20 protein-coding genes and 2 pseudogenes are annotated in these 20,960 nt (G+C 61.1%); 13 read left to right on the forward strand and 9 right to left on the reverse strand.

All coding sequences use genetic code 11. The annotated features are described in order from the left end of the window. Nucleotides 1–75 precede the first annotated feature (75 nt). Together PMI21_RS16460 and PMI21_RS16455 are read left to right on the forward strand one after the other, a co-directional pair. Nucleotides 76–1,410: a dicarboxylate/amino acid:cation symporter gene (locus tag PMI21_RS16460; protein ID WP_007937531.1), complete on the forward strand. Its 1,335-nt coding sequence runs from the start codon at nt 76–78 to the stop codon at nt 1,408–1,410. A gap of 143 nt (nt 1,411–1,553) precedes the next feature. After that, entirely contained in the window at nt 1,554–2,735 is a 1,182-nt protein-coding gene (locus PMI21_RS16455; RefSeq protein WP_007937533.1) for a CaiB/BaiF CoA transferase family protein, read from the forward strand. Nucleotides 2,736–2,767: 32 nt separating this feature from the next. Here the strand turns inward: PMI21_RS16455 and PMI21_RS16450 are convergent, their stop codons facing one another. Then, nucleotides 2,768–3,262, reverse strand: coding sequence for a SprT family zinc-dependent metalloprotease (locus PMI21_RS16450; protein WP_007937535.1), 495 nt, complete (start codon nt 3,260–3,262; stop codon nt 2,768–2,770). Nucleotides 3,263–3,410: 148 nt separating this feature from the next. Next, nucleotides 3,411–4,013 carry a Yip1 family protein gene (locus tag PMI21_RS16445; RefSeq protein ID WP_007937536.1) on the reverse strand — a complete coding sequence of 201 codons (603 nt, stop codon included), beginning with the start codon at nt 4,011–4,013 and terminating at the stop codon, nt 3,411–3,413. A 447-nt stretch (nt 4,014–4,460) separates the two neighbouring features. Here PMI21_RS16445 and ttcA point away from each other — a divergent pair, with 447 nt between their 5' ends. Both ttcA and PMI21_RS16435 read left to right on the forward strand, forming a co-directional pair. Beyond that, nucleotides 4,461–5,285, forward strand: a complete 825-nt coding sequence (gene ttcA, locus PMI21_RS16440; protein ID WP_007937538.1) for a tRNA 2-thiocytidine(32) synthetase TtcA — start codon at nt 4,461–4,463, stop codon at nt 5,283–5,285. Nucleotides 5,286–5,352: 67 nt separating this feature from the next. Beyond that, nucleotides 5,353–6,027 carry a DNA-3-methyladenine glycosylase I gene (locus tag PMI21_RS16435; RefSeq protein ID WP_007937540.1) on the forward strand — a complete coding sequence of 225 codons (675 nt, stop codon included), beginning with the start codon at nt 5,353–5,355 and terminating at the stop codon, nt 6,025–6,027. Between the two features lie 44 nt (nt 6,028–6,071). On the opposite strand, the gene PMI21_RS16430 is transcribed toward PMI21_RS16435, so the two are convergent. From PMI21_RS16430 to arsC, 3 genes are read right to left on the reverse strand one after another with little or no spacing between them, the layout of a single operon-like run. Then, nucleotides 6,072–6,497, reverse strand: coding sequence for a DUF2069 domain-containing protein (locus tag PMI21_RS16430; protein WP_007937542.1), 426 nt, complete (start codon nt 6,495–6,497; stop codon nt 6,072–6,074). Nucleotides 6,498–6,499: 2 nt separating this feature from the next. Next, nucleotides 6,500–7,096, reverse strand: a complete 597-nt coding sequence (gene wrbA, locus PMI21_RS16425; RefSeq protein ID WP_007937544.1) for an NAD(P)H:quinone oxidoreductase — start codon at nt 7,094–7,096, stop codon at nt 6,500–6,502. Beyond that, on the reverse strand, nt 7,093–7,446 hold the full coding sequence (arsC, locus tag PMI21_RS16420; RefSeq protein ID WP_007937545.1) for an arsenate reductase (glutaredoxin): 354 nt from the start codon (nt 7,444–7,446) through the stop codon (nt 7,093–7,095). Before arsC ends, wrbA begins: the two co-directional genes overlap by 4 nt. A 114-nt stretch (nt 7,447–7,560) precedes the next feature. On the opposite strand from arsC, the gene PMI21_RS16415 reads away from it, so the two are divergent. Further along, nucleotides 7,561–8,028, forward strand: coding sequence for a TlpA family protein disulfide reductase (locus tag PMI21_RS16415; RefSeq protein ID WP_007937546.1), 468 nt, complete (start codon nt 7,561–7,563; stop codon nt 8,026–8,028). Nucleotides 8,029–8,154: 126 nt separating this feature from the next. On the opposite strand, the gene PMI21_RS16410 is transcribed toward PMI21_RS16415, so the two are convergent. Next, nucleotides 8,155–8,559 carry an META domain-containing protein gene (locus PMI21_RS16410; RefSeq protein WP_007937547.1) on the reverse strand — a complete coding sequence of 135 codons (405 nt, stop codon included), beginning with the start codon at nt 8,557–8,559 and terminating at the stop codon, nt 8,155–8,157. Beyond that, entirely contained in the window at nt 8,559–8,993 is a 435-nt protein-coding gene (locus PMI21_RS16405; protein ID WP_007937548.1) for a hypothetical protein, read from the reverse strand. Before PMI21_RS16405 ends, PMI21_RS16410 begins: the two co-directional genes overlap by 1 nt. 135 nt (nt 8,994–9,128) lie before the next feature. On the opposite strand from PMI21_RS16405, the gene PMI21_RS16400 reads away from it, so the two are divergent. After that, the gene (locus tag PMI21_RS16400; protein WP_007937549.1) at nt 9,129–9,524 is read left to right on the forward strand and encodes a hypothetical protein; all 396 of its coding nucleotides are present in this window, start codon (nt 9,129–9,131) and stop codon (nt 9,522–9,524) included. Nucleotides 9,525–9,529: 5 nt separating this feature from the next. On the opposite strand, the gene PMI21_RS16395 is transcribed toward PMI21_RS16400, so the two are convergent. Together PMI21_RS16395 and PMI21_RS16390 are read right to left on the reverse strand one after the other, a co-directional pair. Further along, on the reverse strand, nt 9,530–10,519 hold the full coding sequence (locus tag PMI21_RS16395) for a 2-hydroxyacid dehydrogenase (RefSeq protein WP_007937552.1): 990 nt from the start codon (nt 10,517–10,519) through the stop codon (nt 9,530–9,532). 204 nt (nt 10,520–10,723) lie between these two features. Next, a complete protein-coding gene (locus PMI21_RS16390; protein ID WP_007937555.1) occupies nt 10,724–13,474 on the reverse strand; it encodes a response regulator in 2,751 nt (916 codons plus the stop codon). 215 nt (nt 13,475–13,689) lie between these two features. Here PMI21_RS16390 and PMI21_RS16385 point away from each other — a divergent pair, with 215 nt between their 5' ends. From PMI21_RS16385 to mazG, 7 genes and pseudogenes are all read left to right on the forward strand, one after another. Further along, a complete protein-coding gene (locus PMI21_RS16385; protein ID WP_007937557.1) occupies nt 13,690–14,412 on the forward strand; it encodes a response regulator transcription factor in 723 nt (240 codons plus the stop codon). Nucleotides 14,413–14,425: 13 nt separating this feature from the next. After that, nucleotides 14,426–15,142: pseudogene (locus tag PMI21_RS16380) on the forward strand (sensor histidine kinase); the annotation flags it as partial. A 2-nt stretch (nt 15,143–15,144) separates the two neighbouring features. Next, nucleotides 15,145–15,279 (forward strand): annotated as a pseudogene (locus PMI21_RS28855) (DUF1016 N-terminal domain-containing protein); the annotation flags it as partial. A gap of 133 nt (nt 15,280–15,412) precedes the next feature. Further along, nucleotides 15,413–16,315, forward strand: coding sequence for a cysteine synthase CysM (gene cysM / locus PMI21_RS16375; RefSeq protein WP_007937561.1), 903 nt, complete (start codon nt 15,413–15,415; stop codon nt 16,313–16,315). Next, nucleotides 16,315–17,667 (forward strand): 23S rRNA (uracil(1939)-C(5))-methyltransferase RlmD, encoded by a 1,353-nt coding sequence (gene rlmD / locus PMI21_RS16370; protein WP_007937563.1) that lies wholly within the window; start codon nt 16,315–16,317, stop codon nt 17,665–17,667. Before cysM ends, rlmD begins: the two co-directional genes overlap by 1 nt. 121 nt (nt 17,668–17,788) lie before the next feature. Then, entirely contained in the window at nt 17,789–20,032 is a 2,244-nt protein-coding gene (gene relA, locus PMI21_RS16365) for a GTP diphosphokinase (protein WP_007937564.1), read from the forward strand. A gap of 82 nt (nt 20,033–20,114) precedes the next feature. Beyond that, nucleotides 20,115–20,948, forward strand: coding sequence for a nucleoside triphosphate pyrophosphohydrolase (gene mazG, locus PMI21_RS16360; protein WP_007937565.1), 834 nt, complete (start codon nt 20,115–20,117; stop codon nt 20,946–20,948). Nucleotides 20,949–20,960 lie beyond the last annotated feature (12 nt).

Raw genomic sequence — 20,960 nt, forward strand, 5'->3', positions numbered from 1 at the left:
TGCAGGAGGGTTCGCAATTGAAGTGTCTTGGGCAACAGATGGATGTTGTCACCGGCACTCTTGAGGAACTTTGCAATGACGACTCGTCAGCCACTGTACAAATCCCTGTATTTCCAGGTGATCGTTGCCATCGCCATCGGCATCCTGCTCGGTCACTTCTACCCGCAGACCGGTGTAGCCCTCAAGCCGTTGGGTGACGGGTTCATCAAACTGATCAAAATGATCATCGCTCCCATCATTTTCTGCACCGTGGTCAGCGGTATCGCGGGCATGCAGAACATGAAGTCGGTCGGCAAGACCGGCGGTTACGCGCTGCTGTATTTCGAAATCGTTTCGACCATCGCCTTGCTGGTCGGTCTGGTAGTGGTGAACATCGTTCAGCCGGGTAACGGCATGCACATCGACGTCACCACGCTGGATGCCTCCAAAATCGCTACCTACGTGGCTGCCGGTGCGGATCAAAGCGTCGTTGGCTTCTTGCTGAACGTCATCCCGACCACCATCTTTGGTGCGTTCGCCACGGGCGATATCCTGCAAGTGCTGATGTTCTCGGTGATCTTCGGTTTCGCCCTGCATCGCCTGGGTGCCTACGGCAAGCCGATCCTGGACTTCATCGATCGCTTCGCCCACGTGATGTTCAACATCATCAACATGATCATGAAGCTCGCGCCGCTCGGTGCCTTCGGTGCCATGGCGTTCACCATCGGTGCTTATGGTGTTGGCTCGCTGGTGCAGCTGGGTCAACTGATGGCCTGCTTCTACATCACCTGCCTGCTGTTCATTCTGGTCGTGCTGGGCGGTATTGCTCGCGCTCACGGCTTCAGCGTGCTGAAAGTGATTCGTTACATCCGTGAAGAGCTGCTGATCGTGCTGGGTACTTCCTCTTCGGAGTCGGTACTGCCACGCATGCTGATCAAAATGGAGCGTCTGGGCGCGCAGAAATCCGTGGTAGGTCTGGTGATCCCGACCGGTTACTCGTTCAACCTCGACGGTACCGCGATCTACCTGACCATGGCAGCGGTGTTCATTGCTCAGGCAACCGACACCCACATGGACATCACTCACCAGATCACTCTGCTGGTGGTGTTGCTGCTGTCCTCCAAAGGCGCTGCTGGCGTGACCGGTAGTGGCTTCATCGTACTGGCCGCGACCTTGTCCGCTGTTGGCCACCTGCCGGTTGCCGGCCTGGCGCTGATCCTCGGTATCGACCGCTTCATGTCCGAAGCCCGTGCGCTGACCAACCTGATCGGTAACGCGGTTGCCACCATTGTTGTGGCCAAGTGGGTCAAGGAGCTGGACACCGACGTGCTGCAATCCGAGCTGGCCTCGGGCGGTCGCGGCATTGCCGACGAGCCTAAAGACGATGTTTTGGGCCACGTCGAAGGTGCAACCCCGACGAACGCCAAGTAAGCCTTGTTGTAATGAAAAACCCGCTTCGGCGGGTTTTTTGTTGCCTGCGGTTTGAGCGCAACGGTCAGCGTAACTGGCGCATAAGGTGATTGCTGCAATGTCCGGGGCTGCCTAGGCTTTGGGGATCGCACTGGAGAACGCTCATGCTCGGTCCACTGGCATCACTCAAGGTTCTGGATTTCTCGACATTGTTGCCGGGGCCGTTCGCCTCGTTGCTGTTGGCGGACATGGGCGCCGAGGTGCTGCGCATCGAATCGCCGACCCGCATGGATTTGCTGCGGGTGTTGCCGCCCCATGATCAAGGCGTGTCGGCCAGCCACGCCTACCTCAATCGCAACAAGCGCAGCCTGGCACTGGACCTCAAGCAGCCCGAGGCGCTGGAGGTGATCAAGCAATTGCTTGCGGACTACGACATTGTGCTGGAGCAGTTTCGCCCCGGCGTGATGGAGCGGTTGGGCCTGGGGTATGAAGCCTTGAAGGCGGTCAACCCGCGGCTGATTTATGTGTCGATCACCGGCTACGGCCAGACCGGCCCCTACAAGGACCGCGCCGGCCACGACATCAACTACCTGGCGCTGGCGGGGCTTTCGAGCTACACCGGTCGCGCCGACAGCGGCCCGTTGCCGTTGGGCATGCAGGTGGCGGATGTCGCGGGCGGTTCGTTGCATGGGGTGATCGGGCTGCTGGCCGCGGTGATCGCGCGGCAACAGACCGGGCAGGGGCAGCATCTGGATGTGAGCATGACCGACTGCGCCTTCAGCCTGAACGCCATGGCCGGCGCCGGGTACCTGGCCTGTGGCGTTGAGCCGGGCAGGGAAGACCAGATGCTTAACGGCGGCAGTTTCTACGACTACTACCGGTCGCGCGATGGCCGCTGGTTGTCGGTGGGCAGTCTGGAGCCGGGGTTCATGCAGCAACTGTGCACGACGTTGGGCCGTCCGGAACTGGCGGCCGAGGGACTGTCGCCTGACCCAGCCCGGCAACAGGCGCTCAAGGATGCGCTGAACATTGAATTCGAAAAACACGACTTTGCCTGGTTGTGTGAGCTGTTTGCCGGGGTCGATGCGTGTGTCGAGCCGGTGTTGAGCCTGGGCGAAGCGGTCGGGCACCCGCAGTTGAAGGCGCGGGAATTGGTGACAGAGGTGCCGCGGGGCGATGGCTCGACCCAGGCGCAAATGGCCTGCCCGTTGAAGTTTTCAGCGGGGTTGCCTGAGCCGCGGCACATTGGCGCCCGGCTGGGGCAGCATACGGATCAGGTGTTGAGGGAGCTGGGGTTTAGTGCACAGCGGATCGAGGAATTGCGTATGGCGAAAGTAGTGAGTTGATCGTTCCCATGCTCCGGGGAACGATCATGGGGTCATTCGACCCGCATCTCCCCACTGAACACCAACGTACTGCGACAACGCCGGCACAAATACCGCCGCCCCTGGCGCACCAGGCTATGGCGCTGGGCGGAAAACGGGAAATCGCTGTCGGCGCAGGGGCATTTGTAGATGTAGCGGGTCACGCTGCGGCGTTTGACGTCATAGGTGTGGCAGCGGTTGGGCGGCAGTTCGTAGACGCCGCGCATGATCAGTTGCCACTCTTCGCCGTGGGGCTGGATGCGATCGCCGAACAGTTGATGGGCGATCAGGTGCGCGACTTCATGCGCCACGGTCTGCTTGAGGAAATCTTCGGTGTTTTCCCGGTACAGCTGCGGGTTGAAACGCAGCAGGTTCTCGTGCAAATGCGCGACACCGGCTTTTTGCCCGCGCAGCTTGAGGCTCACCACGGGGCGTTTGAAAGGTCGTTTGAAAAAGGATTCGGCTTGCAGGAAACAGTCTTCGACGCGGGTATTGAGTTGCTCGGGCATGCTTGATGGATCTCCAAGGATGTCGAGTATGCCGCAACCCCGAGGGCTTGCGAATCGCTCAGGTGCCGAATGGTCGTTGCTCGCAGTAGAAGGCCGCCTTGCGGCGGCCTGTAGTGGCGGAACGTGTTTTTATGTGGGCGCCCGGTTGTCAGTTGGTATAGACGGGTCCCACGCCCAGGCCCCAGACAATCACGGTAAACGCCATGATGGCCACCAGCACCACCAGTCCTACGGCGAGCACCGAGCTCGAAAACAGGAAGCCCTCGTCCGATGGAATGTTCATGAAGGTCGGCAGGCCTACATACAGCAGGTACACCGTGTAACAGACAGCCGCGGTGCCGACGATCATCCCCAGCCACAAGTGCGGGTACAGCGCCGCCAGGCCGCCGATGAACAGTGGGGTCGCGGTGTACGTGGCGAACGCGATACAGCGCGCCAGGCTCGGGCTGGCGTCATAGGTGCGGGCCATCCAGTGAATGAAGGCGCCCATCACCGCGACACCGCCGAGCATCGCCAGGTACGACATGATGGTCATCCATAGCGCGCTTTCCATGGTCAGCATCACCGGCGCTCGATTACCGATGACCCAGCCGACTTGCGTGGTGCCGATAAACGCCGATACGGCAGGGATCGCCGCCAGAATCAGGGTGTGCGTCAGGTACATGTGGCTGATGCTTTCTTCCTCGTCGCCACGGATTTCTTTCCATTCCTGGTCAGGGTGGGTGAAGAGCCCCACTACGTGATGGATCATGCCAGTCACTCCTCTTGTTGTTGCCATCGCCCCCCAGCGGAGCGCTTACGGGCCAAAGTGGCCAGGTAAGAACAGGTCTGAATACGTGTGCGACCTTATGTCGCAGTATAGAAAGGAGTTACTTGCAATAGTGCGAGGGCTTTAGAGCAAATCGCGCTGTAAACAAACCTGTTAATCGCCGCCGGGTCTGTGCCTGTTGACCCCCTGTGGCGAGGGAGCTTGCTCCCGCTCGGCTGCGCAGCAGTCGCTAATCAGCCGGCAGGGATTGCCTGACGCACCGCGTCGGATGGTTTAAGGGCCGCTTCGCGCTGGAGCGCCAGCCCGGCCCAGCGGGAGCAAGCTCCCTCGCCACAGGGGTATGCTCAAGTCATATAAGTGCAGGCTTCGCCCCGCCAGGGTTTTTGCGTAAAATGCCGGCCTTTCGTCACACCTCACGGATTTCGCGTCATGGGCACTCTTACGGTCAACCAGAACAAACTGCAAAAGCGCCTTCGCCGCCAGGCCGGTGAGGCTGTTGCCGATTTCAACATGATTGAAGACGGCGACAAGGTCATGGTCTGCCTGTCCGGTGGCAAGGACAGCTACACCATGCTCGATGTGCTGATGCATTTGCAGAAAGTCGCCCCGATCAAGTTCGAGATCGTCGCCGTGAACATGGACCAGAAGCAGCCGGGCTTCCCCGAGCACGTGCTGCCGGCTTACCTCAAAGAACTGGGCATCGAGTACCACATCGTCGAGAAAGACACCTACTCGGTGGTCAAGGAGCTGATCCCGGAAGGCAAGACCACTTGCTCGCTGTGCTCGCGCCTGCGTCGCGGCACGCTGTACACCTTTGCCGACGAAATCGGCGCGACCAAAATGGCCCTCGGTCACCATCGTGACGACATCGTCGAGACGTTCTTCCTGAACATGTTCTTCAACGGTTCGCTCAAGGCCATGCCGCCAAAGCTGCGCGCCGACGACGGGCGCAACGTGGTGATTCGCCCGTTGGCCTACTGCAACGAAAAAGACATCCAGGCCTACTCGGACCTCAAGCAATTCCCGATCATCCCGTGCAACCTCTGCGGTTCCCAGGAAAACCTGCAACGCCAGGTGGTTAAAGAGATGCTGCAGGAGTGGGAACGCAAGACCCCGGGCCGTACCGAGAGCATTTTCCGCAGCCTGCAGAACGTGATCCCGTCGCAACTGGCGGACCGCAACCTGTTCGATTTCACCAACTTGCGTATCGACGAAAGCGCGGCTTCGCGCTTCGTCAACGTAGTGAACCTCTGACGGTTCAAGTCACTCAGACACACGGCGCTCGCGGGCGCCGTTTTCATTTCATCCCATAGGAGAGGGCATGCGCGATTACAAGTGGCTGCACGAATACTGTCTGAACCGCTTCGGTTCGGCGGCTGAACTGGAAGCCCATCTGCCGGTTCCCAAGACCCCGGCGCAATTGCGCAAGATCAGCGACGACCGCTACCTCTCGACCATGGCGTTACGGGTATTCCGTGCCGGGCTCAAGCACAGTCTGGTGGATGCCAAGTGGCCGGCGTTCGAAGAAGTGTTCTTCAAGTTCGACCCGGAAAAAGTCGTGCTGATGAGCGCCGAACATCTGGAGCGCTTGATGCAGGACGCGCGAATCATCCGCCACCTGGGCAAGCTCAAGAGCGTGCCGCGCAATGCGCAGTTCATTCTGGACGTGGCCCATGAGAAGGGCAGCTTTGGCGCGTTGATCGCCGACTGGCCGGTGACCGATATCGTCGGCTTGTGGACCTACCTGAAAAAACACGGCCATCAGTTGGGCGGGTTATCGGCACCGCGATTCTTGCGGATGGTCGGCAAGGACACCTTCGTGCCGAGCTACGACGTGGTGGCGGCGCTGAATGCACAGCAGATCATCGACAAGGTGCCGAGCAGTTTGCGCGACCTGGCCACGGTGCAGAATGCGTTCAACCAGTGGCACGAAGAGAGCGGTGGACGGCCTATGAGCCAGATATCGATGATGCTCGCGTACACCGTCAACCATTGAGACCGCGTCGCGGCCATCGCGGGCAAGCCCGCGATGGCGTCAGATCAGGCGACGGAGATCTCGCCTTCACCCGCCAACTTGCGGTTCAACTGATACCGCCACCGCACATACAGCAACGCCGAGCAGAACAGCGCCAGGCTCGCGCCCATCTCCAGTAAACCGAACAACTGCCGGTTCGGGTCATAGGCGGCCAATGCGCCCTTGATGAAATACAGATTCACCACAAAACACATCCACGAATGCCCACGGGCGCTGCCGACGATCATCCCCGGTGCCAGCAACAGCAGCGGCACCAGTTCGATCAGCAGAATCACCCACGGCCGCGCACCATGCAGGTCGGCGAACACCAGGTAGTAGGCGCAAAGCAGCCCCGCCAGGCCGAAAAAGCACAGCAGGCTGATGACGCGCATCGCCCGTACGCGCGGTTCGAGCCATTCGATGGGAGGCAGGATTTTCGGCTTCTTGGCCACCCTCAGCCCTCCAGTTTCTGTGCAGTCTTGGCCAGACGCATACCCAGTGCGCGGCACAGCGCCACTTCGTGCCCGTCCAGGCCACTTTTGCCATCGGCCCCTGCGTGATGGCTGGCGCCATAAGGCGTGCCGCCGCCCTGGGTTTCCAGCAGCGCCGACTCGCTGTAAGGCAGGCCGGTGATGAGCATGCCGTGGTGCAACAACGGCAGCATCATCGACAGCAGGGTGGTTTCCTGGCCGCCGTGCAAGCTGGCGGTCGAGGTGAAAACCCCGGCCGGTTTGCCCACCAGGGCGCCGGTCAGCCACAGGTTGCTGGTGCCGTCGAGGAAGTATTTCAACGGTGCGGCCATGTTGCCGAAGCGGGTCGGGCTGCCCAGGGCCAGGCCGGCGCAGTTCTTCAAATCGTCGAGGCTGGCGTACAGCGCGCCTTCATCGGGAATGTCCGGCGCCACGGCTTCGCATTCAGTGGAGATCGCCGGCACCGTGCGCAACCGGGCTTCAAGGCCGGCCTGCTCGACGCCACGGGCAATCTGCCGGGCCATTTCATTGGTCGAGCCGCTGCGGCTGTAATACAGCACCAGAATGTATGGCGCGCTCACGGCAACAACTCCAGCACATTCTCCGGCGGACGACCGATAATGGCTTTGTCGCCGACTTCGAGAATCGGCCGCTCCATGAGTTTCGGGTGCGCGGCGATGGCGGCGATCAATTGCGCTTCGCTCAAACCGCTGTCAGCCAGGTTGAGGGTTTTGTACTCGTCCTCGCCGGCGCGCAGCAATCGCCGGGCGCTGATGCCGAGTTTGCTCAGCAGGCTCTGGATTTGCGCGGCGTCCAGCGGCGTTTCCAGGTAGCGGACGACCGTTGGCGTCAGGCCACGGGCTTCGATGAGTTCGAGCGCACCGCGGGATTTCGAGCAGCGCGGGTTGTGATAAAGCGTCAGATCGGTCATATGCGGGTCGCTTCTTGCGTAAAGTGGCGGCTATTCTAACTGTGCGGCGCGTAATCCAGAACCTTGGGAGGCGATGGGTCGCAGGTGCATTCTATTTTTGACAAGGATTGAGAAATGACAAGGCGACTGGCAGCGGCATTGGCGATCATGGGGGCGTTATTGCTGGGGGGCTGTGGCAACGATTATGGCATCGACCAGAATGGTCACAAGGTCGCCGCCGAACGTCTGGACAAACAATGGCTGGTGCTCAATTACTGGGCCGAATGGTGCGGCCCGTGCCGTACCGAGATCCCGCAATTGAATGCCCTGGCCGAGCAGCTCAAGGGCAAGAAGATCGGTGTGTTCGGGGTCAACTTCGACAATGTGCAGGGCGAAGAGCTGAAAAGCGCCAGCGAGAAACTGGGGATCAAGTTCACTGTATTGGCCCAGGACCCGGCCGACCTTTTCGAATTGCCGCGCAGTGAAGCGCTGCCGGTGACTTACATCATCGATAACAAGGGCAAGGTGCGGGAACAGTTGATGGGCGAGCAGACGGCGGCGGGGGTGATGGCGAAGCTTGAGGCGTTGCAGGCGACCAACTGACCTGTTTGATCGTTCCCACGCTCTGCGTGGGAACGCCGCCCGGGATGCTCCGCGTCCCTGTGACGCAGAGCGTCACTTGATGCATTCCTTTGCTGCGCGTGGGAATGATCGGTCAACTGAGGGGTATCAACCCTCTTCAAGCCACCAACGCAATGGCTTGCCTTCGGCCGGCCAGAAGCGCATCTGGTCAATCGGTGAGACGTCCCAGCGCTGGACGTTTTCCAGCGCCTGCAGGAAGCGTTTTTCCTGCTCCATCAACGCCGGCGCGCAGAGTTTGCGGGTGCTGCCGATCTTGCCGAAGCTGAGCTTTTCACCTTCCAGGGAATACGGCGCGAACCAGTGGTTGCAGCCGCCGTTACCGTAGGCCCGACCGTCGTCACCGAGGGTGATGGTCAGGTGGCTGTAGTCCATCAACGGACGTTCGCCGATCCACTCCAGAATGTAACTGCGGTTCTGTTGCAACTTTACCGGCTCGGCGGCGCAGCCCAGCAGGCTGGCACCGACCATCGTGGTCAGAGCAAGGCGTTTCATCACGCAGGCTCCCGGCATTTCGGGCACAGGTGTTTCTCGCCGGCGGCGGTCCAGCCCAGCTCGGCAATCCGTGCGGTGGCGGCCGGCTTTTCAGCCTTGTTGCCCAACTTGGCATCGACCGCGAACTCGAAGCTCAGCTCTTTGGCGCAGCTGTCGCAGTTGACGTTCCAGGTGTGGATCGCCAGTTCGCCGAACACCGGACCACTGGCCACCGCGACCCATTGGCCGGGCGGGTTGATCAAGTGGCGAACCGTTTCGACGGTCAGGCGCATGGACAAGTCCTTGCTGCCTTTGAGGGTCACTACCAGCACGTCGTTATTACGAATCGAGCCGCCGTTGCCGGTGACTTGATAACGCCCCGGCACCAGGGCGCGGCATTCGGTGAGGGTGTGTTGCGGGTTCATCAGGCTGTAGCGGAAATCGTGTTCGACCATGGGTCCTCCAAATATGCGCGATATGCTAGCACGGGCTTCAACGCAGCATGGCGCGGGCATGTGACCTTCGATCTGGTTCAAATGACCTGCCGACTCATGGCACACTGCCGCCTTTGTATTTCCAAGGGAACGGACATGGCGTTAATCGAGTGTTATGAGTGCAAGCAACGCATCAGCTCCATCGCGCCTGCTTGCATTCATTGCGGTGCACCTGCGGCAACGGTGCCAGCGGCCACTTCGACGGCAGCGCCTGTGGAAGCCCCGCTTTCTTTCGGGCGTTTGCCGAGCAATGAGAGCGTGCCTCGGGTGACCCCGGCCGCATTCGGGCGTAGACGAAAAACCGAAGTTCAGGCTGAGGTCCCGGCACCGGTGCTCAATGGGCCGCGTCCGGTGGAACTCTGGCTGAAACTGATGATTTTCTTTCTGCCGCCGTTTTTTGTCTGGTTCCTGCTGCGTCGCGGACATTCGCTGGGGCAGCGCTTGCTGGGCTTCGGCTGGCTGGCGCTGATGATCCTTTTGTCCAAGACCTGATCAGGTCAGCCCTCGACCCGATTCTGTGGCGAACCGGCCGCCCAGGCCGCGATGTTCTGCAACGTGGTCACGGCAATCGCGCCCAGGGCTTCGCGGGTCAGGAAGGCCTGGTGTGCGGTGATGATCACGTTCGGAAAGGTCAGCAGGCGCGCCAGCACATCGTCTTGCAGTGGCAGGTCGGAGCGATCCTCGAAGAACAACTGCGCCTCCTCTTCATAGACATCCAGCCCCAGATACCCCAATTGACCGTCTTTCAACGCATCGATCAGCGCCGGTGTGTCCACCAGACCGCCACGCCCGGTGTTGATTAGCATCGCGCCGGGCTGCATGTGCGCCAGTGACTCGCGGTTGATCAAATGTTTGCTCTGCTCGTTGAGCGGGCAATGCAGGCTGATGATCTGCGACTCGGCCAGCAGTTGCGGCAAGCTCAGGTAGCGTGCGCCGAGGGCTTCGACCTGTGGGTTCGGATAGGGGTCATAGGCCAGCAATTGGCAGCCGAAGCCGTGCATGATTTTCGCGAAGGTCGCACCGATCTGCCCGGTGCCGACCACGCCGACGGTCTTGTTCACCAGGTCGAAACCGGTCAACCCGTGCAGGCTGAAATCGCCCTCGCGGGTACGGTTGTAGGCGCGGTGCAGACGGCGGTTGAGCGCCAGGATCAACGCCACCGCGTGTTCGGCCACGGCGTGGGGCGAGTAGGCCGGGACCCGCACAACCGTCAGTCCCAGGCGCTTCGCCGCCGCAAGGTCGACATGGTTGTAACCGGCCGAGCGCAGGGCGATCAGGCGTGTGCCGCCAGCAGTCAGGCGTTCAAGCACCGGGGCGCTGAGGTCATCGTTGATGAAGGCGCAGACCACCTCGTGATGCTCGGCCAGCGCCGCCGTGTCGAGGCTCAGTCGCGCCGGCTGGAAATGCAGTTCGATGCCGGCGGGCAGGTCGGCGACGAGAAAACTGTCGCGGTCGTAGGTCTGGCTGCTGAAAAGAATCGTGCGCATGCTGTCCTCCTGGAAGTCTCAAACCCCGTAGCAGCTGCCGAAGGCTGCGTTCGGCGGCGCAGCCGTCGTAAAACCTGCATCCGCGGTTTACCTGAAAGACCGCAGTGCCTGATTTCACGACGGCTTCGCCGCCGGACGCAGCCTTCGGCAGCTGCTACAGGATTTGAGCTTAGCCTTCAGGGCGCCCGGTGTTATTGCGCTGCATCAGGCATTGATGCGCGCATGGGCTGCCAGGCGATTGATGGCGCGTTCGAGTTCTTCCAGCGCGACGGGGGCTTTCGGGTCCTGTTGCTTGAGCAGGGTTTCGCTGCGCTGGCAGGCGGCGCGCAGTTGCGGGACGCCGCAATAACGGGTTGCCCCGTGCAGGCGATGGACCCGCTCGATCAGGGCGTTCTGGTCGTTGGCTTCACGGGCCACGCGGATGGCCTCGCGGTCGGCTTCCAGGGAGGCCAGCAGCATGGCCAGCATGTCCGCCGCCAGATCGGCCTTGCCGGCCGCCAGGCGCAGGCCTTCTTCGTGGTCGAGCACCTGCAATTCATGACCGCTGTTGCTGTCGCTATTACGCTCCGGACCCTGATTGCGCAGCGCCAGGCCCGTCCATTTCAACACCACTTGCGCCAGTTGCCGTTCGCTGATGGGTTTGGTCAGGTAGTCGTCCATGCCGCTTTGCAGCAATGCGCGTTTTTCATTGGCCATCGCATGGGCGGTGAGGGCCACGACCGGCAGTGGCGTGCAATGCCGCTCGCTTTCCCATTGGCGAATGGCTTCGGTGCTTTGGCGCCCATCCATGCCGGGCATTTGCACGTCCATCAACACCAGGTCGAAAGTCTCGTTCTGTACGGCCTTGACCGCGGCGTAACCGCTTTCTACCGCGAGCACCTTGGCGCCCATGTCTTCGAGCAGGGTTTGCACCAGCAGCAGGTTGGCCGGGTTGTCGTCCACGCAAAGGACCTTCGGCGCGCGGCTGGAAACCGGCTCGGCGGGGTCGCTGCGCTGCTGGCGCGGGTTGACCAGATCAGACAGGGCCCGACGCAGCTTGCGGGTGCAAGCGGGTTTGGACTGGAGCTGGCTGTGGGGGTTGGGCACTGAGAGATGGAACAGCGTCAGTTCGGTGGTCGGGCACAGCACCAACACTCTGCAGCCCAGGTGTTCAAGGTCCCAGATGTGCTGGTTGAGGCGCTCCGGCGGCATGTCGTTGCTGGTGATGCCGAGCACCGCCAGGCCGATTGCCTGATCGGTCTGGTGGGCGCCGGTCACGCCATTGGCCAGGCTTTCCAGGGTATTGAACGGCGTGACGCTCAGGCCGCAGTCTTCCAGTTGATGCTGCAATGCCTGACGGGCCAGTTCATGGTTCTCCAGGACAGCCACCCGCTGCCCGAGCAACGGTGGGCCGGGCAGGTCTTCGGCGTCGTCGCGGGTTTTGGGCAGGCTCAGGCTGATCCAGAATTCCGAGCCTTCGCCCGGTGTGCTGTCGACGCCGATCTCGCCGCCCATTTGTTCGATCAACCGTTTGGAAATCACCAGCCCGAGGCCGGTGCCACCGGGCTGTCGGGACAAGGAATTATCGGCCTGGCTGAAGGCCTGGAACAAGGCGCGCACGTCCTGGTTCGACAAACCGATGCCGGTGTCCTGAATGCTGATGCGCAGTTGCACGCTGTCTTCATGCTCTTCTTCGAGCATCGCCCGGGCGACGATGGTGCCTTCGCGGGTGAACTTGATTGCATTGCTCACAAGGTTGGTGAGGATCTGCTTGAGTCGCAGCGGATCGCCCACCAGAGACAGTGGCGTATCGCGATAAACCAGGCTCACCAGCTCAAGCTCTTTGGCGTGGGCGGCCGGGGCGAGGATGTTCAAGGTGTCTTGCAGCAGGTCGCGCAGGTTGAATGGAATATGGTCGAGCACCAGTTTGCCGGCCTCGATTTTCGAGAAGTCGAGAATTTCGTTGATGATCCCCAACAGGCTGTCGGCGGACTTTTCAATGGTGCCCAGGTAATCGAGCTGGCGCGGCGTCAGTTCGCTTTTTTGCAGCAGATGCGTGAAGCCGAGAATGCCGTTGAGCGGCGTGCGGATTTCATGGCTCATGTTGGCCAGGAATTCGGATTTGATCCGGCTCGCCTCCAGGGCTTCCTTGCGTGCCAGGTCCAGCTCGATGTTCTGGATTTCGATGGTCTCCAGATTCTGACGCACGTCTTCGGTGGCCTGGTCGACGCTGTTTTGCAATTCTTCCTGAGCGTTCTGCAGGGTCCCTGCCATGCGGTTGATGCCGGATGCCAGTTCATCCAGTTCCTGGCTGCCGAGGGGCGGCAGGCGGGTTTCCAGATGACCGTCCTTGAGTTGCGCCACGGCTTGTTTGATCTGGCTCAATGGCCGGTTGATGGTCCGGCCCATGCGCAACGCCAGCAGCGCCGCACCGGCCAGGCCCCCGCCGATCAGCAGCAGGCTGGCGAACAGGCTGCGGTAACCGCGCAGCAGCATGCCGTTGTGGGACAGTTCGAGTTCGACCCAGCCCAGCAGGCGGTCGGCTTCATCGGGGATCAGGTCGCCAGCCAGGTTGCGGTGCTTGCCGAACACTGGCAGCAAGTAACGCGTGGCGTCATTGCCACTGCGGCGCAGCAACTGTGAGCCGTTGCCCAGGGGCGCCTGATTGAGCATGGTCGGGCCGGCATGGGCCAGCGGCGTGCGATCGGGGGCGAGGAAGGTCACCGCGCGCACGTCGGTCTGCTCCAGGGACTGGGTGGCGATGCGCTCCAGAAGCTCGTTGTCTTTGTGACTCATGGCCGGGGCCACCAACGGTGCCAGCTGTTCGGCGATCATTTCGCCGCGTTGCATGAGTTGGGCTTGCAGGTCCGATTGCTGCATCCAGGTGAAATAGCCGCCCAGGACCAACGCCATCAGGGTGGTCGGCAACAGGGTCAGTAACAGCACGCGGCCTTTAATTCCCAGTTTCTTGAGCACGCATCTCTCCTGCATCCAGCTGTTTATTGACCTGCACATGCGTCCGGCACGCGCCACCTGCGCAGTGTAGCGATTTGCATGCGGGCAATCTTCGTAAAATTGATGTCGTCATTCGTCGGTCAGTTCAATGCTTTGGTCCAGGAAGACAAACCTTGGGTTGCCCCTGGAGAGGCAATCTTGAATAATCAGCAATTGAGAATTATTTGCAGATACTCATGACTCCCATCGCTGTTGGCCATCCTCGCATCCTCTCTATCGAAGACGATCCGGTGCTCGGTGCTTATGTTCATGAGCATCTGGGGCGCTGCGGTTTTCAGGTGACCTGGTGCCAGAACGGGCAGGAAGGCCTGGCGATTGCGCGCCAGCAGGCCTTCGATGTGGTGTTGATGGATATTCTGTTGCCGGGGCTCGATGGTCTGGCGGTGCTGACCCAATTGCGCCAGAGCCATTCCACGCCGGTGGTACTGATGTCGGCGCTGGGCGCCGAGGCGGATCGCATCAGTGGCTTTCGCCTCGGGGCCGACGATTACCTGCCCAAACCCTTCAGCATGGCCGAATTGCGGGTGCGCATCGAAGCGATCCTGCGGCGGGTGGCGCTCGACCGTCGACCGGTGCCGGCACCGATTGCCCCGGCGATGGACTGCCTGCGTTTTGACGATGAACTGGGCGAGGTCTTTTGGGGCGACTACGCGGCCGGCCTGACCCGCAGTGAGTACCGGTTGCTGGACACGCTGAACCGCAACGGCGATGAAGTGTTGAGCAAGCCGTTCCTTTATCAGCAGGTATTGCAGCGCGGTTATGCGCCCCATGACCGCAGCCTCGACATGCACATCAGCCAGATCCGTCGCAAGCTCAAGGCCATCGGTTACACCGAGCGCGAAGTACGTACGGTCTGGGGCAAGGGGTATGTATTGAGTGCGGCCGATGAAGTGGTCTGACGTGTCGGGCCCCACGGTGGCCCTGCAACAGCAACTGCTGCGCGATCTGTCCCACGAGTTGCGCACGCCGCTCAGCCGGTTACGGGTGGCCTGCGAAAGCGAGCAGGACCTGGAGCAATTGCGCGAACGCATTAGCCGGGAAGTAGACGGCATGCAGCGCCTGGTCGAGGATGCGCTGCAACTGGCCTGGCTCGACACTGAGCGCACGCCGTTGCCCGATGAAGCGATCCAGGTCCAGGCCTTGTGGGAAATGCTCACGGAAAACGCCTGCTATGAAAGTGGCTGGCCGGCGAGTCAGTTGCACTGTGCGGTGGATTCGTCCTGCTGGGTGCGCGGCAATCTCAATACGTTGGCTCAAGCGCTGGAAAACATCCTGCGCAATGCCATTCGTCATTCACCGAAGGGCGGTGTCGTGACGCTCGATGGCAGGCGCGATGGCGACTTCTGGCATCTGTGGCTGGAAGACGAGGGCGGCGGGGTAGCTGATGCGGATCTTGAACGGATCTTCTCTCCCTTCATCCGGCTCGAGGGTTCGCTGCCCGGGGAGGGTGGGTTCGGGTTGGGGTTGAGCATCGCGAGGAATGCGGTGCAGCGGCAGGGCGGGAGTTTGTGGGCTGAGAACACTGAGACTGGGTTGCGGTTGAATATGCGGTTGTTCGCACATGACGTTTTAACCGTGTCGTCGCCATCGCGGGCAAGCCTTGCTCCTACGGGATGTGTGTTGCCTTGAGGCTGTGCGGGTTTACCCGGTCGAACTTGTTTCGCATGCACCAGTTCTATGAGACTTATCACGCTGAAGAGAAAGTCGCACCACTGGTGCGACAATTGTCCTGGTCGCACAACCTGATCATTTTCAGCCAGAGTGAATGTCGCGCAAGGTGAAGAGTACTGATCCAGCCCCTTATTCCCATAAGCCATAAGCCCCTTACTTTGCGTGATATGGCCTGCGCACGTTTGCCGGTATGATAGGCGCCCCCGCAGTCCGGATTGCGAATACGCCATGACCTTGCAGTACCCAACCATCGCCGATTGCGTCGGCAACACTCCGCTGGTCCGTTTGCAGCGCCTGCCTGGCGTCACCAGCAACACTCTTTTGCTCAAGCTCGAAGGGAACAACCCGGCGGGTTCGGTCAAGGATCGTCCGGCGCTGTCGATGATCACCCGCGCCGAATTGCGCGGGCAGATCCACGTTGGCGATACGCTGATCGAAGCGACCTCGGGCAATACCGGGATCGCCCTGGCCATGGCCGCCGCGATCAAGGGTTACAAGATGATCCTGATCATGCCGGACAACTCCAGCGCCGAGCGTAAAGCCGCGATGACGGCCTATGGCGCCGAGCTGATTCTGGTCAGCCAGGAAGAAGGCATGGAAGGCGCGCGCGACCTCGCCCAGCGAATGGAAGCCGAAGGCCGTGGCAAGGTGCTGGACCAGTTTGCCAACTTCGACAATCCCGAGGCGCACTACACCACCACCGGTCCGGAAATCTGGCGTCAGACCCAGGGCACCATCACCCATTTCGTCAGCTCGATGGGCACCACCGGCACCATTATGGGCGTCTCGCGCTACCTCAAGGAACAGAACGAGAACGTGCAGATCATCGGTCTGCAACCGATGGAAGGCTCTGCAATTCCGGGCATCCGCCGCTGGCCGCAGGAATACCTGCCGAAGATCTACCAGGTCGATCGTGTGGACCGGATCGTCGACATGGCGCAAAGCGAAGCCGAGGACGTGACTCGTCGTCTGGCGCGCGAAGAAGGCATTTTCTGCGGCGTGTCCTCGGGCGGTGCCGTGGCGGCGATGCTGCGCTTGTCCAAAGAAGTTGAAAACGCGGTGATCGTCGCGATCATCTGTGACCGTGGCGACCGTTACTTGTCGACCGGCATTTTCGACGCGCCCAACTGATGGCCAAGCAAGAGAGAGGCCTGCGCTTCCAGCCCACGGGCGGCAGCAAGGCCCCGCAAGTCCCGACCGGCAAAAAGCAGCGCTTGACCATCGAGCGCCTGGCCAATGACGGTCGCGGTATCGCGTTTTTTGAAGGTCGCACCTGGTTCGTCATCGGCGCATTGGCCGGTGAAGAAGTCGAGGCGCGGGTCTTGGGTGCCCACGGTAAAGTGGTCGAGGCGCGTACCGAACGGGTGTTCCAGGCCAGCCAATTGCGTCGCCCGGCACCGTGCGCCCATGCCGGTCGCTGCGGTGGTTGCAGCGTGCAGCATCTGCCCCACAACGAACAGCTCGCCCTGAAACAGCGCATGCTCGCCGAGCAGTTGTCACGGGTCGCCGGCGTCGAACCCGAAGAGTGGGCCGCACCATTGAGTGGTCCGGAATTCGGCTATCGGCGTCGTGCCCGGGTGGCGGTGCGTTGGGACATGAAGGCGAAAAAACTCGAAGTCGGTTTCCGCGCCGCCGGCAGCCAGGACATCGTCGCCATCAACGAATGCCTGGTGCTGGTACAGCCTTTGCAACCGATCATGACCCGCTTGCCGGACATGCTGCGGCGCTTGAGCAAACCTCAGGCACTGGGGCATGTGGAATTGTTCAGCGGGTCGTCATTGGCGGTATTGCTGCGGCACATGGCGCCGTTGTCCGAAGCCGACATGACGATCCTCAAGGAATTCTGCGCGTTCCATGAGGCCCAGTTGTGGCTGCATGGCGACGGCGAGCCGCAACCGGTCGAGGCCGATCAGTCCCTGGGCTATCGCCTAGAACAGTGGGATTTGAACCTGGCGTATCGGCCGGGAGATTTCATCCAGGTCAACGCCGGGGTCAACGAAGCGATGGTCGCCCAGGCGCTGGAGTGGTTGGCGCCCAAACCCGATGAGCGGGTTCTGGATCTGTTCTGCGGGCTGGGCAATTTTGCCTTGCCGCTGGCCAAGACCGTTCGCGAAGTGGTGGCGGTGGAAGGCGTGCAGGCCATGGTCGAGCGGGCCGCCGCGAATGCCGCTAGCAACAATCTGAATAATGCGAAGTTTTTTCAGGCCGATTTATCCCAGCCTTTGGCTGATGCCGAATGGGCCAGCGAAGGCTTTTGTGCGGTACTCTTGGACCCACCTCGCGACGGTGCTTTCGAGGTGGTGCGCAAGCTTGCGTCCCTGGGGGCCGAACGATTGGTTTATGTGTCGTGCAACCCTGCAACTCTGGCGCGCGACACGGTCGAATTGATCAAGCAGGGCTACCGGTTAAAACGTGCCGGGATTCTCGATATGTTTCCTCAAACGGCGCATGTCGAGGCCATGGCGTTATTTGAAGCGAGCTAGGATGGCTCGTCTGGTCCGACTGACCGTCCGTGCCGCCACGCATCAGCCCGGCGGGGCGCCCGGACAATGAAGGTCAGCGATTTGACGCATTGAATCTGCGTCGTAGGGAAGGTAAAGCAAGATGGTACAGGTGAGAGCACACCAGCCGATCAACACTGACGGCAGTATCAATCTCGAGGCTTGGCTCGATCACGCGGTCAGTATCGATACGGCACTGGATCGCGAAGCCTTGAAAGAAGCCTGCGAGTTCGCTCGCGAGGCCGAACAACAAGCCAATGCGGCGAAAAACCTGTGGTCCGAAGGGACCTCGAGTTTCCGCACCGGCCTTGAGATCGCCGAGATTCTCGCCGACCTCAAACTCGATCAGGATTCGCTGGTCGCGGCAGTCTTGTACCGCGGCGTGCGCGAAGGCCAGATCCAGTTGCCGGCGGTCAGCCAGCGCTTCGGCCCGCTGGTCGCCAAACTGATTGACGGCGTGCAACGCATGGCGGCAATCAGCGACAGCCTGAGTCCGCGTAAATCCATGGTGATGGGCACCCAGGGCCAGGTGGAAAACCTGCGCAAGATGCTCGTGGCCATGGTCGACGACGTGCGCGTCGCGCTGATCAAACTGGCCGAACGCACCTGCGCGATCCGCGCGGTGAAAACCGCCGACGACGAGAAGCGTAACCGCGTCGCCCGTGAAGTCTTCGACATCTATGCGCCGTTGGCTCACCGCCTCGGTATCGGTCATATCAAGTGGGAGCTGGAGGACTTGTCCTTCCGTTACCTCGAGCCCGACCAGTACAAGCAGATCGCCAAGTTGCTCCACGAGCGACGGCTGGATCGCGAGCGTTTCATCAGCGATGTGATGACCCAGCTCAAAAACGAATTGCACGCCACCGGCGTCGATGCCGACATCAGCGGCCGGGCCAAACACATCTATTCGATCTGGCGCAAAATGCAGCGCAAGGGTCTGGAGTTCAGCCAGATCTACGACGTGCGCGCCGTTCGCGTGCTGGTGCCGGAAATGCGCGACTGCTACACCGCGCTCGGCATCGTCCACACCCTGTGGCGGCACATCCCGAAAGAGTTCGACGACTACATCGCCAACCCGAAAGAGAACGGCTACCGCTCGCTGCACACCGCGGTGATCGGCCCTGAAGGCAAGGTGCTGGAAGTGCAGATCCGCACCCACGCCATGCACGAAGAAGCCGAGCTGGGTGTTTGCGCGCACTGGCGTTACAAGGGCACCGACGTCAAGTCCGGCTCGAACCACTACGAAGAGAAAATCTCCTGGCTGCGTCAGGTCCTCGAGTGGCACGAAGAGTTGGGCGATATCGGCGGCCTTGCCGAACAGCTGCGGGTCGATATCGAGCCGGACCGGGTTTATATCTTCACTCCCGACGGTCATGCCATCGACTTGCCGAAGGGCGCGACACCGCTGGACTTCGCTTACCGCGTGCACACCGAAATCGGTCACAACTGCCGCGGCGCCAAGATCAACGGGCGCATCGTGCCGCTCAACTACAGCCTGCAAACCGGTGAACAGGTCGAGATCATCACCAGCAAGCACGGCACCCCGAGCCGCGACTGGCTGAACCCGAACCTGGGTTACATCACCACGTCGCGGGCCCGGGCGAAGATCGTTCACTGGTTCAAGTTGCAGGCCCGCGATCAGAACGTCGCTGCCGGTAAAACCTTGATCGAGCGCGAACTCAATCGCCTCGGCCTGCCGCAGGTGGATTTCGACAAGCTGGCCGATAAGGCCAACATGAAGACCGCCGAGGACATGTTCGCCGCGTTGGGCGCAGGCGATTTGCGCCTGGCGCAACTGGTGAACCTGGCGCAGCAACTGGTCGAGCCGGAACGCGGCAACGAACAGCTGGAACTGATCCCGCGCAAAGCCACCGGCTACAAACCGGGCAAGCGCGGTGATATCCAGATCCAGGGCGTCGGCAACCTGATGACCCAGATGGCCGGCTGCTGCCAGCCGTTGCCGGGGGACGCCATCGTCGGTTACATCACCCAGGGCCGGGGCGTGAGCATCCACCGTCAGGACTGCGCCTCGGTGCTGCAACTGGCCGGGCGCGAGCCGGAGCGGATCATCCAGGTCAGCTGGGGGCCGGTGCCGGTGCTCACCTATCCGGTGGACATCATCATTCGCGCCTACGACCGTTCCGGTCTGCTGCGTGACGTATCGCAGGTGCTGCTCAACGAGCGGATCAACGTGCTGGCGGTCAACACCCGCTCGAACAAAGAGGACAACACCGCGCTGATGTCCCTGACCATCGAGATTCCGGGGCTGGATGCACTGGGGCGGTTGCTGGGGCGGATTTCCCAGTTGCCGAACATCATCGAAACCCGCCGTAACCGCACACCATAAGCGGTGAACGGTCTCCCTGTGTAGGAGCTGCCGAAGGCTCGGGCCGCTCCTACAGTGGTCGGCGATTGAATGAGAGTGATTGATGTACAGCCTTGAAGACCTGCTGCACCTGATGAACCGTCTGCGCGACCCGCAGTACGGCTGCCCGTGGGACATCAAGCAAACCTACGCCACCATCGTCCCGCACACTCTGGAAGAAGCCTACGAAGTCGCCGACGCCATCGAACGCGGCGATTTCGATCACTTGCAGGGTGAGTTGGGCGACTTGTTGTTCCAGGTGGTTTATTACAGCCAACTGGCTCGGGAAGAAGGGCGCTTTGAATTCGTTGGCGTGGTCGACAGCATCACGCGCAAGTTGATCCGCCGTCATCCTCACGTATTCCCCACCGGTGATCTGTACGCGCCGCTGGACGTCCCTCGTTTGAATGAAGAGCAGGTCAAACAGCGCTGGGAAGAGATCAAGGCTGAAGAACGTGCCGAGAAGTCTTCGGCGCCGGAGCAGTTGTCCTTGCTCGATGACGTACCTGCGGCACTTCCGGCGTTGTCCCGTTCGGCAAAACTGCAGAAGCGCGCGGGGCAGGTCGGTTTCGACTGGCCGGACGCCTTGCCGGTGCTCGACAAGGTTCGCGAAGAGCTCGATGAAGTGCTCGAAGCCATGGCCGACAATGACTCGGCGGCGATTGCCGATGAAGTCGGCGACCTGCTGTTTTCCGTGGTCAATCTGGCGCGACACCTCAAGGTCGATCCGGAAACCGCACTGCGTGGCGCGAACACAAAGTTTGAAAGACGCTTCCGATTTATCGAACAGGCATTGCGCGACACCCACCGTCCCATAGAAGATTGCACCCTCGAAGAGTTGGACGCCTTGTGGGGCGAAGCCAAACGTCAGGAAAAGAATTTGCCCAGCTGCGGCTGAGCTGTTGCCTAA

It is taken from the genome of Pseudomonas sp. GM18, from assembly GCF_000282195.1.
In the GTDB taxonomy this organism is placed as follows: domain Bacteria; phylum Pseudomonadota; class Gammaproteobacteria; order Pseudomonadales; family Pseudomonadaceae; genus Aquipseudomonas.

Excerpts from the sequence above, each read along its gene's own strand:
- PMI21_RS16435 (WP_007937540.1), top strand. The coding sequence starts at position 5,353 with ATGCGCGATTACAAGTGGCTGCACGAATACTGTCTGAACCGCTTCGGT.
- relA (WP_007937564.1), top strand. The coding sequence starts at position 17,789 with ATGGTACAGGTGAGAGCACACCAGCCGATCAACACTGACGGCAGTATC.
- rlmD (WP_007937563.1), top strand. The coding sequence starts at position 16,315 with ATGGCCAAGCAAGAGAGAGGCCTGCGCTTCCAGCCCACGGGCGGCAGC.
- PMI21_RS16455 (WP_007937533.1), top strand. The coding sequence starts at position 1,554 with ATGCTCGGTCCACTGGCATCACTCAAGGTTCTGGATTTCTCGACATTG.
- arsC (WP_007937545.1), bottom strand. The coding sequence starts at position 7,446 with ATGACCGATCTGACGCTTTATCACAACCCGCGCTGCTCGAAATCCCGC.
- PMI21_RS16410 (WP_007937547.1), bottom strand. The coding sequence starts at position 8,559 with ATGAAACGCCTTGCTCTGACCACGATGGTCGGTGCCAGCCTGCTGGGC.
- PMI21_RS16385 (WP_007937557.1), top strand. The coding sequence starts at position 13,690 with ATGACTCCCATCGCTGTTGGCCATCCTCGCATCCTCTCTATCGAAGAC.
- ttcA (WP_007937538.1), top strand. The coding sequence starts at position 4,461 with ATGGGCACTCTTACGGTCAACCAGAACAAACTGCAAAAGCGCCTTCGC.
- cysM (WP_007937561.1), top strand. The coding sequence starts at position 15,413 with ATGACCTTGCAGTACCCAACCATCGCCGATTGCGTCGGCAACACTCCG.
- PMI21_RS16405 (WP_007937548.1), bottom strand. The coding sequence starts at position 8,993 with ATGGTCGAACACGATTTCCGCTACAGCCTGATGAACCCGCAACACACC.
- PMI21_RS16395 (WP_007937552.1), bottom strand. The coding sequence starts at position 10,519 with ATGCGCACGATTCTTTTCAGCAGCCAGACCTACGACCGCGACAGTTTT.
- PMI21_RS16450 (WP_007937535.1), bottom strand. The coding sequence starts at position 3,262 with ATGCCCGAGCAACTCAATACCCGCGTCGAAGACTGTTTCCTGCAAGCC.
- PMI21_RS16445 (WP_007937536.1), bottom strand. The coding sequence starts at position 4,013 with ATGATCCATCACGTAGTGGGGCTCTTCACCCACCCTGACCAGGAATGG.
- PMI21_RS16415 (WP_007937546.1), top strand. The coding sequence starts at position 7,561 with ATGACAAGGCGACTGGCAGCGGCATTGGCGATCATGGGGGCGTTATTG.
- PMI21_RS16400 (WP_007937549.1), top strand. The coding sequence starts at position 9,129 with ATGGCGTTAATCGAGTGTTATGAGTGCAAGCAACGCATCAGCTCCATC.
- PMI21_RS16460 (WP_007937531.1), top strand. The coding sequence starts at position 76 with ATGACGACTCGTCAGCCACTGTACAAATCCCTGTATTTCCAGGTGATC.
- mazG (WP_007937565.1), top strand. The coding sequence starts at position 20,115 with ATGTACAGCCTTGAAGACCTGCTGCACCTGATGAACCGTCTGCGCGAC.